Source organism: Virgibacillus salexigens (assembly GCF_014905415.1).
In the GTDB taxonomy this organism is placed as follows: Bacteria; Bacillota; Bacilli; order Bacillales; family Amphibacillaceae; genus Virgibacillus; species Virgibacillus salexigens.
Window position 1 is genome coordinate 485089 of sequence record NZ_BNEO01000002.1, and the last position, 15675, is coordinate 500763.

Below are 15675 nucleotides of genomic sequence, written 5' to 3' on the forward strand. Positions count from 1 at the left end.
ACGATGATGAGCGAAACAAATCATGCAACACTTGGTATAACAGGAATGACCTGTGCTGCTTGTTCCAATCGCGTTGAAAAAGTTTTAAATAAAATGGATGGAGTAGAAGCCCAAGTCAATTTAACAACAGAAAAGGCGACCGTCGATTACGATTCAGAGAAGGCTTCTATTGAAGAGATTACAAAGAAAATAGAAAATACTGGTTACGGTGTACTAACGGAAAAAGCCGAATTTGATGTTTTTGGGATGACTTGTGCAGCTTGTTCTAACCGTATTGAGAAAGTTTTGAATAAACAGGATGGTGTTAAGCTTGCAACTGTAAACTTAACGACGGAAAGTGCAACGGTTGAGTATAACGCTGGATTAGTCGATCAAAAGGCTTTGATTGAGAAAATCCGAAATGTTGGCTATGATGCAAAACCTAAAGCTGAAGCATCAGAAAAGCAAACACACAAAGAAAAGGAACTAAAACATCAGAAGACGAAGTTAATCATTTCAGCTGTGTTAGCTTTACCGTTATTAGTAACAATGTTGGTTCATTTATTTAATATGACGATTCCAGATATATTCATGAATTCGTGGTTCCAATTTGCTTTAGCAACACCCGTTCAATTTATCATCGGATGGCAATTTTATGTTGGCGCCTATAAGAACCTTCGTAATGGTGGAGCGAACATGGATGTACTTGTTGCATTAGGTACGAGTGCTGCCTATTTCTATAGTTTATACGAAGCATTTAAGACTATCGGTAATCCTGAATATATGCCGCATTTATACTTTGAAACGAGTGCTGTATTAATTACGTTGATTTTATTTGGTAAATATTTGGAGGCAAGAGCCAAAAGCCAGACAACGAATGCACTATCCTCTTTGCTAAATTTACAGGCAAAAGAAGCTCGCGTAATAAGAGATGGAGAGGAAATCATGACGCCAGTTGAGGAGGTTGTCGCCGGTGATCGGTTAGTTGTAAAACCAGGCGAAAAAATACCGGTAGACGGTATGGTTATAAAGGGGAAAACTTCTGTTGATGAATCGATGATTACGGGGGAATCCATTCCAATTGAAAAGGACGTGGACGCAGCTGTTATCGGATCAACGATAAACAAAAATGGCTCGATTGAAATGGAAGCGACAAAAGTAGGGAAAGATACCGCCCTTGCATCGATTATCAAAGTCGTGGAGGAAGCTCAAGGGTCAAAGGCACCAATTCAACGGTTAGCTGATGTTATTTCAGGTTATTTCGTTCCAATTGTAGTAGGTATTGCCATCCTAACATTTATCGTTTGGATTTCATTTGTCCAGCCTGGTCAATTTGAGCCTGCCTTAGTTGCGGGAATTGCTGTACTTGTTATTGCTTGTCCATGTGCGTTAGGGCTTGCAACACCAACTTCTATTATGGTAGGTACAGGAAAGGCTGCTGAAAGTGGAATTTTGTTTAAAGGTGGAGAACATTTAGAAAAAACACATCAGTTAGAGGCAATCGTTCTTGATAAAACTGGAACGATTACAAAGGGAAAACCTGAAGTAACAAACTTTACAGGTGATGAGGAAACATTACAGTTGCTTGCGAGTGCGGAAAAAGGTTCAGAACATCCACTTGCTGAAGCCATTGTTGCTTATGCAACAGAGCATGATGTTGATTTTGTGGAAGTAAAGGAATTTGATGCTATACCTGGTCATGGTATTGAAGTTAAAATTTCTGGAAAACACGTTCTTGTTGGAAATCGAAAATTAATGCAAGATCATCATGTCGATGTTGGTGGTGCGGAACAAGAATTGATTGATTACGAAGTTGAAGGAAAAACAGCGATGTTAATTGCCATTGATGGAAACTATCGTGGAATTGTCGCGGTTGCTGACACCATTAAAGAAACCGCACCACAAGCAATTAAAGAATTGCAGGATCAAGGCTTAGAAGTGATCATGTTAACAGGGGACAACGAACGAACAGCGCAGGCTATTGCAAAACAAGTAGGAATCGACCATGTAATTGCGCAAGTATTACCTGAAGAAAAGGCAGATAAAATCAAAGAAATTCAGTCACTAGATAAAAAAGTGGCAATGGTAGGTGACGGTGTGAACGATGCACCTGCATTGGTTACTGCAGATATAGGAATCGCCATTGGGACCGGTACAGAAGTGGCAATTGAAGCTGCTGACATTACAATTCTAGGTGGTGAGCTATTACTCATACCGAAAGCAATTAAAATCAGCCATTCAACGATTAGAAATATTCGTCAAAACCTCTTCTGGGCATTCGGCTACAATACAGCAGGGATTCCAGTTGCAGCTATTGGGCTACTTGCACCGTGGATTGCAGGTGCGGCAATGGCATTAAGTTCGGTAAGTGTTGTTTCGAACTCCCTTCGCTTAAAACGAGTGAAACTATAAATAGACAAATTTAAAGGAGGTGAAAAAGTCATGGAGAAAACGTTAAATGTGCAAGGCATGACATGCGGTAATTGCAAAATGTCAGTTGAAGGCGCATTAAAAAAACTAGATGGCGTATCAGCAGCTGAAGTTAATTTAGATACTGGTAATGTAGAAGTTACTTTTGATGAATCAAAAGTACATGTTGATGCCATGAAAGAAGCTATTGAAGAACAAGGTTATCATGTAAGTGCCTAAATATAAAATAGGAAAGCTGGTTTTCTGTTTGGAAACCAGCTTTTATAAAATAAGATGGGAAAAATATAGCCATGTGGTTCCCCCCATTAATAATACCCCCAGCATTAGCCAAAGCCAACCTTGATTCCACAAACTTTGAGTCAGACGAGACATTTAAAATTTTGATTAATAAAAAGGAAGAACAGATCGAGACAGTTGACAATATGGATTTTGACAATGCAACAAACGGGGCCATTTAATGGAACAAGGAATATTAATTCTGAAGAGAGAATGTTACTAAGAGTAAAATGTTTTCCGGTAGAAAAGGGGTATTTATATGACAAAATGGTTAGGGTCTGCAGGAGTTTGTGTTATAGAAAAAAAGTGCTGATGGTACTTCAGGGAACAACGGATGAACCAAAGCGTTGGTCTATTCCTTCTGGTAGCTTAGAAGAGGGAGAGACTTTTGAAGAATGTTGTGTTAGAGAAATAAGGGAAGAAACGGGTCATGATGTTGAAATAATTCGACCTATTTTTAAAAAGGAAAGTCAATACGGAGAAGCTAGATATTTTGAAGTTAAGATTACTGGTGGAAAAGCAAAAATCCAAGACCCTGATAATCTAATTTATGATATAGCTTGGAAATCAGCAGAAGAAATAGAGAACTTAGATTTATCATTTCCAGAAGACAGAAAATTTTTAATCGATTACATTCAAAAAATATAAAATTAAATTACCTTCTTCCAAAGAGGGCTTTGCTGCGATATCTGTAGTTTAAGGCTATTAATACTGTTGATCGATCTTCCGTAATCGGGGCATTAAATGGAATAATGGAAACTTAAAATACTTGAACTTCGTCTAAGTATCATAACAAAACAATAAAATAAATTAACTTTCAGGAGTTGATTATCATCGCATTACACAGTTCAATTTATGAGGTTTTAAATGAGTATATAAGCCTTTGGACAGAAAGGTTACCGAATCAACTAGAGGGTTTATATTTACACGGTTCAATTGTACTGGATGCTTATACTTATGATTCAAGCGATATAGATTTTGTTGTTATAACAAAAAATCGCTTAACAGAAAAAGAGATACAAATACTAACAGATATTCATAAGGTTATTGCCTGCAAGTTTGTCAAACCCGATTTGGACGGTTTGTTTATTGTTTGGGAAGATTTAGGGGAAAGTCGCCCTGCCGATAATGTATCCTTCCCTTACTATAATGGAGGCAAGATAGGATTTAATACACATTTTAATCCAGTTACTTGGTGGCTCTTAAAAAAGAAAGGAATAAGTTTACTGGGTCCTGATATAACAGAAAGACCTTTTAATGTTAGTTCCAGATTACTAACTTCGTATGTATTAGAAAATATGAATTCTTACTGGGCAGGCAGGGTCATAAAAATTGAGAATTCAATAGAACAAATAAAAAACTTGCCAACCTCAGGTATCGATGAAGAACTTGAATGGATCGTTCTTGGTTTGCTGCGTCAATACTACACCTTAAAGGAATTAAGTATAATTTCAAAGGTTGGAGCAGGTGAATATGGCTTGTTAAATCTTCCAAGAGAATGGCATAACATAATCAATGAAGCTGTAAATATTCGAAGGAAAATAAAGGATACAGTTTTCAATTCTGATGAGAAACGAATTAACGAAACCTTGCAATTTTCTAAATATTTGATTCAACACTGTAATAACATTCCACAAGAACATTAATTTGAGGGTTGTCGCTTGCTTTTTCTGTTTAATTAGCCTGACATTGCAATAATTATAGATACTTTCTAAATTCAGCTAAAGGGGGCAATAGTGGAAGATCCTTATTAAAGTCTTTTAAGATTATCTTGAATTCGAGTCTTCCACATAAGGGCGCAATTGTGGCACTGAACTGCACCCGATATTGCTTTAATTAGCCATTTAATTCAGGAAGTTTTATTGCACGAACGAGCAGGATTATAGGATAAAGGGGTAATTTTAGTTGAATTTTAAAAGTGAAATAAGTCAAATATTATCAAGAAAAATTATATCTGCTACAATTTCTGGTTCCTTATTTGCAATATTTTTAGGTTTGTTTGTACCAAATCCATTTGGTGGAGATATTAGCTCTGTTGGTGAATATCTTCAGGCGTTCGTACTATCAGTTCCTATATATCTTATGTATAGTCTTCCAGTTATCTTACTGTATGGTACAATAACTTCTACAATAAGTGACTATATAGCTCGTTTAATTTCAAATTACACAAGTAAAAATTTAAAAATATACTTCTCAATGACTTTACACATTATTTTTGGTTTAATTATACTTTGGTACAGTTTATTAGCGTCTTTTTTATATTTTATAACTGATTATATTTTAAGTAAGAAGGATATTTGTAAATGGAATAATGCTCTTAAAAGCTTGGTAATTCCCATTTTAGTCTGGATTGTATTTATGGGGAGTGTATATATTATGGAGATGTTCAGGTGAATACTTATTCAAGAAAAGGGTGCACTTCTTGACTAAGTGCTTCCTTCTAGGTTGAAGCCATTTTGCTATAGGGAGTTGATGTATTATTTTAGAAGTGTTATTTGGTATTAATTATTTTTTTAGCCATACTTGCCATATGTTTTTTGCTAATATATTGGGGAGTTAGCCAAATATATAAAAGTACGATAAAGCCAAAGGTAAACTACCTTACGGAAATAAAAAAGAAGCTAGATTCCTTAGAAGAGAGAATGGAATCATTAGAAAGAAAAATAGATCAGAAATAGTAGTAATATAAACTACTTCTCATTTCCATAATCGTGCGCACATCTGGAATAAGAACTTAATCAATCGGGCCATTATATGGAATAACTTATTGTGCAAATTATAGGAATTTGAGATGATTGTTACTAGGCTGGAAAGAGGGTTTAATCAATTATAAATATAATCGTTGTTATTTTTAGGAGTGTGTAAAAGTGGAAATTCGTTTTGTGGAAAGTTCAGATTATTATGTTCTATCACCTCTAATTAATAAGTGGTGGGGTGGTAGGCAAATGGCTGATATGTTACCTAAGTTATTTTTTGATCATTTTAACAATACTAGTTTTATCGCAGAAGAAGATGGAGAAATTATAGGTTTCTTAATAGGTTTTTTATCGCAAACTCATTCAGATGAGGCGTACATACATTTTGTCGGAGTTCACCCTGAATATCGAAAGCATAATATTGGAAAGACCCTTTATAATCAATTTTTCAATGTAGTTAAAGAAGAAAATAGGAAGATTGTTCGAGCAGTTACTTCCCCAGTTAATAAAGTTTCTATTTCTTATCACACAAGAATGGGCTTTGATACTGAACAAGGCGATAAAACAATTGATGGTATTAAGGTGAAAGCAGATTATGATGGACCAGATCAAGATAGAGTATTGTTTGTGAAAGAACTTATTTAAGCAATTGGGGTGCAGTTCAGAATAGAAATAGCGTCCAAACCACATATAAAGAGCCAAAATGCATTGTGGAATAACGGTTTATCAGGTCATGGGGGTTATATGAGTGGATGTACAGATTAAAATAGCACAAGTAGAACAAAAAGTTGTAGTAAAACACTTACTCGAATTATACAAATATGATTTTAGTGAGTTTGATCCTGAGGATGTAAACGATCAAGGGTTATACGGTTACAAGTATTTTGATCATTATTGGACAGAGCCAGAACGCTTCCCTTTTTTAATTAGAGTTAATGGAAATTATGCTGGATTCGCCCTGGTTCGCAAAATAACTCAAGAGGGTGAAAACCCCGAATCTTATTTTTCGATGGCTGAGTTTTTTGTTATGAAAAAGTACCGAAAAGATGGCGTTGGTAGGAAAACGGCATTTTATTTATTTAATTCGTTTCCTGGAAAATGGGAGGTTGCGGAAATGGAGGAGAACGTACCAGCGCAAAAATTCTGGAGAAAGATCATTTCTGAGTATACTAGGGGTAATTATAAAGAAATTCAAAAAAACGATTGGGAAGGGCCAGTCCAAACGTTAATTACTGGCTAATTGTATGATAATATTCCTCTTTAGTGCCAGCCAATATCAAAATAGACTATTCCAGAATAGGGCGCAGTTGCGTAATAAATTTGTTTATCAGTTTGGGCCATATTGTTTATTTGTAAATTGTATAAGGGGGGTTATAAATGGTTATATACAGTTTAAATCAGGCATTAAACCTTCAGGAAGAAGGAAAACTGGAAGAAGCTAATAAGATATTATTTGAACTTATTCAAACGGATAACAACAATGGATACTTGCATTATCTTTATGCATCGAATTGTGACTCGTTGGGAAAGGAAAGAGATGCCTATCCATATTATGAAAAGGCAATTTATTTAGGGCTTGATAAAAATGATTTACAAGGTGCATATCTGGGTTTAGGTAGCACTTATCGGACATTAGGTATGTATAAAGATTCGGAACGGGTATTAAGTGAAGGAATTAAACAGTTTTCAAACGATAATGCACTAAAAGTATTCTATGCTATGACACTTTATAATTTAAACCGTTTTAATGAAGCTACAGAGCTGTTACTCAAGTGCATTGTGGAGACGTCCAATGATTCAAATTTAAATCACTATAAAAGGGCAATTGAATTCTACGCTACTAGACTGAATGAAACTTGGTAATGTGTTGATTGATCCGGAATCGGGCGCGAGAGCTGAAGATCAGCATAATATTCTTCAGCTTTTCTTATTCAAGAACAAGGCAGTTATCTGGAAAAGTGAGGAGTGAATATTTTGAAACCTATTCAAAAAGCATATGGTTATGTGACTCGGGTTAAAGAAGGAAAGCCACAAGTGTTAGTATTTCAGCACCCTATTGCTGAAGCTGGTATTCAAATACCCAAGGGAACAGTAAAAGAAGGTGAAGATACTTTTAACGCAGTAATAAGAGAAATAAAAGAGGAAACTGGATTAGACAATTTTGAGGTAGAGGATTTAATAGCTGAAGATTTTTGGGAAAATGATGATGGAACCATACATAATAGATTTTTTTATAAGATAAAAGCGACAGAAGTTAAAGACGAGTGGGATTACCAGCCAACTGGTGGAGGGGAAGAAGATGGTCTTATATTCCGTTTCTTTTGGATATCATCTAAAGATGAAATCAAACTAATAAGAGGTCACGCAGATTACTTCGACTACATATTTAATTAATGAGTCCTAGATAATACCAACAGGTATTGTTTCTTACCTTATTCAACATAAGGGCGCTTTCCTTGAATTAGGAGAGGGTCTTTCTTAATGAATAGGGCCATTTAATTGAATAAAAGAAAAGCTTTTGACCAAAACGATAAGAAATTTTTTCCTTTAAATATGATAAACTTAAAGAAATTGACTCTGCAACATTAATAAAAAGGGATTTTCCCTGGGGAAAAGTGTTAAGTAACAGAGGTTACATAAGTGTAAGTAGGAGGGGAAAAAATGAGGAAGATCATTAGTCAAATGATGATATCGCTTGATGGTTTCATCGAAGGAACGAATCAGGAGTTGGACTGGCATCATGTTGATGATGAGTATCATAAGTATGCGGAAGAGATGCTGCATTCTGTTGATGTCATTTTGTATGGGAGAAAGACTTATCAACACATGAAGGATTTTTGGTCCACTGAATTTGCAATAGAGAGTTTTCCTGTTATCGCAGAAAGAATGAACCATTTGCCTAAAATTGTGTTTTCAGAGACGTTGAACGATGTGGACTGGAATAACACAACACTTATCAAGGAGAAAGTTAACGATTCCATTATGAAGCTTAAGCAACAGCCGGGGAAAGATATGATTATCTTAGGAAGCTCGGACTTTGTATCCTTTTTAACAAACATTGGTTTGATCGATGAATACCAAGTAATAGTTAATCCGACCATTTTAGGTGGAGGCAAGCCTTATTTCAAAAACATCACGAACCGAAAACTATTAAGGTTGGTGAAAACTAAAGAGTTTCAATCAGGGAATGTCCTACTTTGTTACCAATTAGCATGAGTAACTCGTCGAACAAAGGCGAGTAGCATAGCATCAACCATTAACAAATAAGATTCAATAGGTTTATTCCGCAAATTAGTAACTTATTGTGAAAATAATGGTAATTTAAAATAATTGTTATTAAGTTAAAGAGCAGAAAAGTGAGGGGAATTTATAATGGATAAGAGATACCCAATTGGACGATTTGATTATCCTCATGAAGTACAAGAAAAAGATATTCAAATGTGGATTAAAGAAATGGCAACACTACCTAGTCGTTTAAATGCGTTAACTGTATCCCTTGATGAATTGAAATTAACAAAAACGTATAGAGAAAATAGCTGGAATGTACGTCAACTTATTCATCATATTATCGATAGCCATTTAAATGGGTATATTCAAATGAAATTAGCCTTGACAGAAGAAAATCCAGTGGTTAAAACGTATGAAGAAAGTGAATGGGCAAGGCTAATAGATTATGAGTTGCCCATAAAAGTTTCATTACAGTTATTAGAAAGTCTTCATGGACGCTGGACATATTTACTTAAAAATCTAACAGCTACTCAATTACAGCGTACATATCAGTATCCTGATGGTAGTAAAATGCGAGTTGAACAAAGTATCGCACTTTACGCATGGCATGGTAATCACCATTTGGCACATATTCAGCAAGCTTTAAATAATTAACATTTTGGTTGCTTTTCTTGAATATCTATGCAGCATGGTATTCAAGAACAATATTCCATTATCGGGCGCGATTCTGGAGTAAGAATCTGCGCTCTATTTATGAACCGGACCACGATTGTTGAATAATTAAAATATTGAAATGTATTGGGAGGAACGGACTGTATGGGGGGGAAAATGGAGTTAACAAAGGCTGTAGATTTTTTTGTTCGAGGTGAGTATTACTGTAGTCGCCAACCTGTATCCCAAGTTCATGCTTACGATTCTATAAAACATCTTGCTTTTGGTACAAATGTTGATGGCAGAACTGACGAGTTTATCGTATATAATTCAAATCCTACTCACGTTATTGATACCATAAATAAACTAGACATAAAAAAAGACTATTGGCTTACAGTGTTTTCTGATGAAGGACTGCATATTTATGATGCTGAGGGATATACGATCAAAAGAACAGAGTTTCTTATGAGTTTAAATCTGGATAGCTGGTCTTTTGAAACAGAAAATAAGATCATCAAGTGTGTCAAAACTGAGGAAGAAGCGCGACGTATCAATCATTTTTTCAATAATTCAGTTATCGATCTTAAGAAATTAAATGATCCAAATCTGCATTTTTACGTTGTTGAGGAAAACGGGCATCCTGTATCTCATGGAAGCTATGCACTACTAGATAAAACCGTATTTTTAAATAATGTATTTACTTCAAAAATACATAGGGGTAAAGGAATGGCCATAGAACTTTGCCGAAAAATGCTTATTGATGCCAAGCAGGAAGGTGCTGTCCAGAGTGTACTTATTTCTAGTCAGATGGGGCATCCTTTATATCTAAAATTAGGTTATCTAGATGTATCAAAGATGTGGGTGTTCGAAAGAAAACCTTAAACAATCGGGCGCAGTTGTTGAATAAAGACTGCGCCTCAATATTGGAGAAAAGGGCCATTTAGCCCAATAAGTAGTTACGTATGTATCAATTATCCAAGGAGGTTGGAAAAACTTTGAAGAGAGTGGATGTTGCCTATGTACTTCTATATGATAGTGATGAAGAAAATATATTGATGGTGAAAAATAAAGGAAGCCAATCCGCTTACTATACACTACCTGGTGGGGAAGTGGAAAATGGAGAAACTTTAGAAGACGCAGCTATTCGCGAAGTTAAAGAAGAAACAGGGTTAAACGTTGAACTAGACGGTGTTTTTGCAGTAAGTGAAGCTTTTTTTGAAGAACGAGGGCACCACGCAATATTCTTTTACTTTTAAAGGTAGAATTATAGATGGTGAAATAAATATATTATTTCCAGAAGAGATTGAAGAGGTAACTTGGATGGAGGCAAAAATAGCAAAAAAGTATGCATATATACCGATTGTAGAAAAAAATCTTATAAATGGTGAGTCCATTATTCCATATATTCTTCGTGGGAAGGTAGTTCATAACGCTTAAAACTTCTTCAACATTCGGGCGCTATTCACTAATAAGGAATGGCGCCAATATGGCGTATAAGGGCCAGTTTACGGAAGAAATGAAAGAGTCTTTCTTTGTATATTGGGAAAGGCAATTAATTCAATATGGGGGAGGGTATTACGAATGCGTGTGGCTGCAATTTACGATATTCACGCGAACTATTCGGCATTAGAAGCTGTTTTAGCAGAAATCAAAAGAATAGATGTTGATCTAGCTGTTGTGGGGGGAGATTTGGCTTGGGGACCTGAGCCACGTCAAGTAATGGATTGTTTGATGGATTATAAAGAAGAATTCACTTTTATCAGGGGAAACGTTGATCGTGAGGTTCCCTATCGCTACGGGAAAGAAAAAGGATTGGATGACTTTACAGCAGAATTAAACCACTGGTGTGCAGATCAATTAACAGAAGAACAGTTGAAGTTTCTAAAAGGGCTGCCCGAAAAGGTAATTTTGAACATAGATGGGTTGGGAGAAATCCTATTTGTACACGGTTCGCCTCGCAGTGATGAAGAGGCAATTCGTATGGATACTCCTGAAGAAGAGATTCTACCAATGATCGAAGGTGTTCCGCAGGATATCATTGTTTGTGGTCATACTCACATTCAATTTGACCGTACAGTCGGTGGAAAACGCATCATCAATGCAGGAAGTGTCGGATTACAAAGCCGGGCTAACGGTGCTTGTTGGGCTGTATTTGGTCCTAATGTTGAATTAAATGTCACTACGTACGATACAAAAACGGCTACCGAAAGAATTCTCAAATCCAATGCACCTTTCAAAGAGGATTTTACTGATCATTATTTAAATCCACCTTATGAAGGACCTTAACCAATGTACATTGCAATTATTTGACTACACATTGCTTATTCAAGAATAGGGCGCAATTCCGGAATATGAATAGCCAAATAACTTCTTTTATTATTTTCCCGTTGTTTTTCACCGTTGCATTGTATTTTTACCAAAGAAATTATGATTTGATGTTGTTTAACTTTAAAGAGGAGGAATATTTTATGAACCATTATAAACTGTCAGACTTCATTCGGGATTTAACTAATGTAGTAGAAACAACTAATTCTGATAGTGAACGAGTTCCACAGGCTGAGCACCATCTCAGTAAATTATTGTCCAGTAAGTCATGGCTTCCCATGGAAAAAATGTATGCAGGAAATAACAGTTATGGTCGTCATTCTCTTTATCGCGATCCACAAGACCGCTTTGAGATTCTTGCACTCATTTGGGAACCTGAACATAGTACACCATTACACGACCATGATGGAACATGGGGGGTAGAGGGAGTTTTTTCAGGTCGAATGAAGATTTTTAATTATTTACAATCAGAATCGTATTCTAATCAAACTACTAAACTAAGATATGCTGGTACAATGACTATAAATGAACAAAGCACTGGAGAGCTATTGCCACCAGCGGATTGCCATATTTTGAAACCTCAAGGGGAAGAAACGGTCATCACCATTCATGTTTATGGAAAACAGCTTAAAAAGTTTCGGGTATTTGAACAGACTGATCAAAAAGACATCTACCTTACTCATCAAAAAACTGTTGGATATACTACAGAAACATGTCTTGAGGGCAACGAAATTAACAAGATAAGATAAAAGGTTTATTCAATTATCGGGCGCGTTTGTGGCATAAAAAGAATGAGTCTAATTATTACTACCCAATCAAGTGGTATTAGTAACCGGCACGTACGCGCGTACATCGTGCCGGTATTTTTCATGCTTGCAGGTGTTACTCTTGGCGTAATTAAAAAAAGATGGATAGCGATTTGGAAAAAATTTGATACAATTTATGTGTGGTGCATGGAATACTTTGAATTCAACCATCAAGTTATTTAGATGAGGAAACAATAATTTTATAAAAATCCCTAAATTAATTACTGGAACTATTTAATCGTTTAAAAAGTTAATAACGACAGAAAGTGGTTAAAATGCAGGAATATTATTATGCAATAAAATTAAATGGTTTCTCTACAAAATAATATCAATAGAGGGATCAGTAAATTGGCGTCATTCAAGGATATTTTGGCAATATATTAAAGAAAGTGATAGATGGGCTCGTAGCTGATGTACCTATGTACAAAAACCTAGAACATTTAAAGGACAAATTGCTGTAACTTACTCTGACGGTGACTGCGGTAAATATGAAATTCTCATGAGAAACAGTAAGGCTGTCACATTCGGTGCCAATAAAGTAAATTTTAAGTACAGTGATAAACATTATATATTATACAAAAAGAGGTCATTGAAAAAAGGTTTGACTCTAACACCTGATCCAGCAAAACTATTTTAGGAGAAAAATTAATAGCTGATTGAAATATACAAGTTGGCGAGCAAAAAATACTTGAAATTTTTCATGCTATTCTTTTCTATACGCAACAAAGGAGGAATGCAATGTTCTCTAGCGTCAATATCGTATATAAGGATCATTTTGCGGAAAAGAGAGGGAAAATATGAACTGGACAATCGGAGTTAAGATGTGGATTGGTATTTTATTTTTTGTTGTTTTATCTGCTGTTGTTTTCTATTCTACCTATGTCGTGGAGCAAAAAAGTCTAATTGTATCCTTATTTGGATTCTTCTTTGTGTTAGTTTTGGGTATATTTGCTTTGATGTTGGATCGTTCGCCCAAATGGAAAAATTATAATTTATTGTTGAGGACAGCAATAGTCTTACTTTTGGTGAACATCACATTTTTTATAATAGATTTCGTTTTATTTTCTGGAGGTTTATCCAATTTTCTTATTTCTTCAATAACCTTCACAGTGGTTTATTCCGGTGTGATGTTTTTTAGGTATAAGCGTGGGTTGGAATAAAACGCCACTTAAAAGTCTTCTAATCTTTAAACCAATCTTCTTCAAATCAGGTGCTATTCTTAATATAGAGATGCGTTTAAATTGCTTATAAAGACTAGTTTATGGAGGGATTAGTGATGAAGCTAAAGCGTTTTTTGCTGGCTTTTGTGGCAGGATATCTTTTATGTATGTTAATTGTATATCTTGTTTTTGATTTCATTTCTTTAGGTTTTGCTCTGGGTTCTGTATTAAGTATAGTTTTATTTGCGATTATAATAACCGCATTAAAAAAAAGAACGAAATAAAGAAACAATCGGAAGCAAGAGTGTGAGAAGATTTTGTGTAGGATAACACTACATGAAATAATTCGGGGTGATAATATGGGCTTTTATCAAAATTGAAAAAACACTTGTGGTACTTGTGAAGAAATTAAACTTGATGAGTTCATGGCAGCAATCGCAAAATCGCCGGAAAAGGGTGCTCTGGAATAACAGAGTCGATCACTAATTAATGGGTGGAATCCACAAATGGGAGTATTTATTGTGAAATTTGCTTTACAAACAAATATAAACAAATTTAAGTTACTTCGATAATCTTTCAGCTATTGAGCGAAATCTGGAATGGAAATTGAACAATAGGATCAGTTAGTGGAAGAAATAGCAAAAGGATAAAAATATTAAATATTAGGATTGATATAGTTGAGTAAGAAGGCATTTCATTATATAACATTATTATTTTGCTTTTATTATTGTCGTATATCGTATTAGGCTTATTCGGGACTGGAATGAGTGAAGGGGGAATTGGCTCCGAGATGTATATGCTACTGAAGTTTCTTTCGCATCTTAGTCATCTTTTATATTATTCAATTTAAATACCCCAAAAAGACTTGGCGATTTCTTGGTTTCTCATTATGGTAAAATTTTTATGTTCTTGGGCAACAGATCTTGGTGCAAAGGTTGGTCTAATGATTGCATAACAATCGGGCCAGGTTTTGAATATGAAGCTTGATATTTATGTTAAGATCATAGTTACATTGTGAGACATGAACTTAAACTAACGAGGAAGGATTGCGAAAGGAGAATTGAATATTAGGAAATTAAAATCTAAAGGGTGAGAGCGGAGAGGAAAGTGAATTGGGTGAAAAATTATAAAATGAAAGACATAATAATAAGGATTGCTGCAGTGTCGGCTTCAAGTATTATCATTTGGAATTTTATAACCTATCTTAGTGATACGTTTATGGCTCAACAATATAGTCCTCTTAGCCACTTCATAATTGCTCTAATCACAACTGTTTTAACCGTTATTCTCTTACAGATTGCACTAAAAACTGACAAAACTTCATGGAACCAACTTGGGCAGTTAACTGTTAGAACAAATATTTTTTCATTTCTTCTTGGTTTTTTTCTCTGGACAATTCCTGCATTTATTGGCTTATATATTTGTTTAATGCTTGGGTGGGTTGAAATAAAAGTTTATACAGATTTGAGTTACCTATTGATGAGTATTTTGATTTTATTCATAACTGTATTTTTTATAGAAGCCTTGCCTGAAGAACTTGTTTTTAGGGGATATATCTATCGTTACTTAAATGCGTTATTCCCTCATTGGGGGACAATCATCTTACAAGCTTTGTTGTTTTCCTTATTTGCCTCTTTTATAGGGGCGATGTATTCTGTTGAACAGCTTCAATTTATCCCAGGTTTTGCAATTATTTTAGGTGTGCTTAGGGCTATATCTGGAAGTGTGTGGACATCAATTGGATTTCATGCTGCAATTATGACAGCAACACAAATTTTAGGACCTATTCACGGACATTTTGATGTGAGTGGGATGTTCACACTTCAATTTTTATCATTTATTTTGCTACCAAGTGTTGTTGGAGCGATTGTATTGTCATTTATTTATTCAAACCACAATTGGAAAAGAAAAGTACCTTTTAATTAAAAACAAAATGGATTTCTTCAACAAAGGGCGCGTTAACGCAATTAGGCTATGGAATTATTTTGAAAAGGGAGATATAGTTTGTTATTGTGGATACTTATTATTAAGAATAAAACTATGATAGAGAGGCAGAGAAGTAAATGGAAAGAGAAAATGCAGAGATCTTGTTAACGGGGAACATTACATATGAGGATTTTAAAC

At 35.1% G+C, this 15675-nt stretch carries 15 protein-coding genes and 2 pseudogenes; all 17 read left to right on the plus strand.

What is annotated here, in order from left to right; all coding sequences use genetic code 11:
* Positions 1-3: 3 nt before the first annotated feature.
* The 17 genes and pseudogenes from JKP73_RS10015 to JKP73_RS10095 all read left to right on the plus strand — a co-directional run bounded on the left by JKP73_RS10015 (position 4) and on the right by JKP73_RS10095 (position 15477).
* Complete coding sequence (locus JKP73_RS10015) at positions 4-2391, plus strand: heavy metal translocating P-type ATPase (RefSeq protein ID WP_438874669.1); 2388 nt, start codon at positions 4-6, stop codon at positions 2389-2391.
* A 30-nt stretch (positions 2392-2421) separates the two neighbouring features.
* Positions 2422-2628: a copper chaperone CopZ gene (copZ, locus tag JKP73_RS10020; RefSeq protein ID WP_200411169.1), complete on the plus strand. Its 207-nt coding sequence runs from the start codon at positions 2422-2424 to the stop codon at positions 2626-2628.
* Between the two features lie 316 nt (positions 2629-2944).
* Positions 2945-3333: pseudogene (locus JKP73_RS10025) on the plus strand (NUDIX hydrolase).
* 176 nt (positions 3334-3509) lie between these two features.
* A complete protein-coding gene (locus JKP73_RS10030) occupies positions 3510-4331 on the plus strand; it encodes an aminoglycoside adenylyltransferase domain-containing protein (protein WP_200411170.1) in 822 nt (273 codons plus the stop codon).
* Between the two features lie 259 nt (positions 4332-4590).
* A complete protein-coding gene (locus JKP73_RS10035) occupies positions 4591-5079 on the plus strand; it encodes a hypothetical protein (RefSeq protein WP_200411171.1) in 489 nt (162 codons plus the stop codon).
* Positions 5080-5552: 473 nt separating this feature from the next.
* Positions 5553-6026, plus strand: a complete 474-nt coding sequence (locus JKP73_RS10040) for a GNAT family N-acetyltransferase (protein ID WP_200411172.1) — start codon at positions 5553-5555, stop codon at positions 6024-6026.
* Between the two features lie 103 nt (positions 6027-6129).
* A complete protein-coding gene (locus JKP73_RS10045; RefSeq protein ID WP_200411173.1) occupies positions 6130-6621 on the plus strand; it encodes a GNAT family N-acetyltransferase in 492 nt (163 codons plus the stop codon).
* 137 nt (positions 6622-6758) lie between these two features.
* Complete coding sequence (locus JKP73_RS10050; protein ID WP_200411174.1) at positions 6759-7244, plus strand: tetratricopeptide repeat protein; 486 nt, start codon at positions 6759-6761, stop codon at positions 7242-7244.
* Positions 7245-7346: 102 nt separating this feature from the next.
* Positions 7347-7775 carry an NUDIX hydrolase gene (locus tag JKP73_RS10055; RefSeq protein WP_234447096.1) on the plus strand — a complete coding sequence of 143 codons (429 nt, stop codon included), beginning with the start codon at positions 7347-7349 and terminating at the stop codon, positions 7773-7775.
* Between the two features lie 267 nt (positions 7776-8042).
* Complete coding sequence (locus JKP73_RS10060) at positions 8043-8597, plus strand: dihydrofolate reductase family protein (RefSeq protein WP_200411176.1); 555 nt, start codon at positions 8043-8045, stop codon at positions 8595-8597.
* A 156-nt stretch (positions 8598-8753) separates the two neighbouring features.
* The gene (locus JKP73_RS10065; RefSeq protein WP_200411177.1) at positions 8754-9263 is read left to right on the plus strand and encodes a YfiT family bacillithiol transferase; all 510 of its coding nucleotides are present in this window, start codon (positions 8754-8756) and stop codon (positions 9261-9263) included.
* Positions 9264-9425: 162 nt separating this feature from the next.
* Positions 9426-10142: a GNAT family N-acetyltransferase gene (locus JKP73_RS10070; protein WP_200411178.1), complete on the plus strand. Its 717-nt coding sequence runs from the start codon at positions 9426-9428 to the stop codon at positions 10140-10142.
* Between the two features lie 113 nt (positions 10143-10255).
* Positions 10256-10697 (plus strand): annotated as a pseudogene (locus tag JKP73_RS10075) (NUDIX hydrolase).
* 144 nt (positions 10698-10841) lie between these two features.
* A complete protein-coding gene (locus tag JKP73_RS10080; RefSeq protein ID WP_200411179.1) occupies positions 10842-11546 on the plus strand; it encodes a metallophosphoesterase family protein in 705 nt (234 codons plus the stop codon).
* A 182-nt stretch (positions 11547-11728) separates the two neighbouring features.
* A complete protein-coding gene (locus tag JKP73_RS10085) occupies positions 11729-12334 on the plus strand; it encodes a cysteine dioxygenase family protein (RefSeq protein ID WP_200411180.1) in 606 nt (201 codons plus the stop codon).
* A gap of 1333 nt (positions 12335-13667) precedes the next feature.
* Positions 13668-13835: a hypothetical protein gene (locus tag JKP73_RS10090; RefSeq protein ID WP_021291452.1), complete on the plus strand. Its 168-nt coding sequence runs from the start codon at positions 13668-13670 to the stop codon at positions 13833-13835.
* Positions 13836-14667: 832 nt separating this feature from the next.
* Complete coding sequence (locus JKP73_RS10095) at positions 14668-15477, plus strand: CPBP family intramembrane glutamic endopeptidase (RefSeq protein ID WP_188941936.1); 810 nt, start codon at positions 14668-14670, stop codon at positions 15475-15477.
* The last annotated feature ends 198 nt before the right edge of the window (positions 15478-15675 follow it).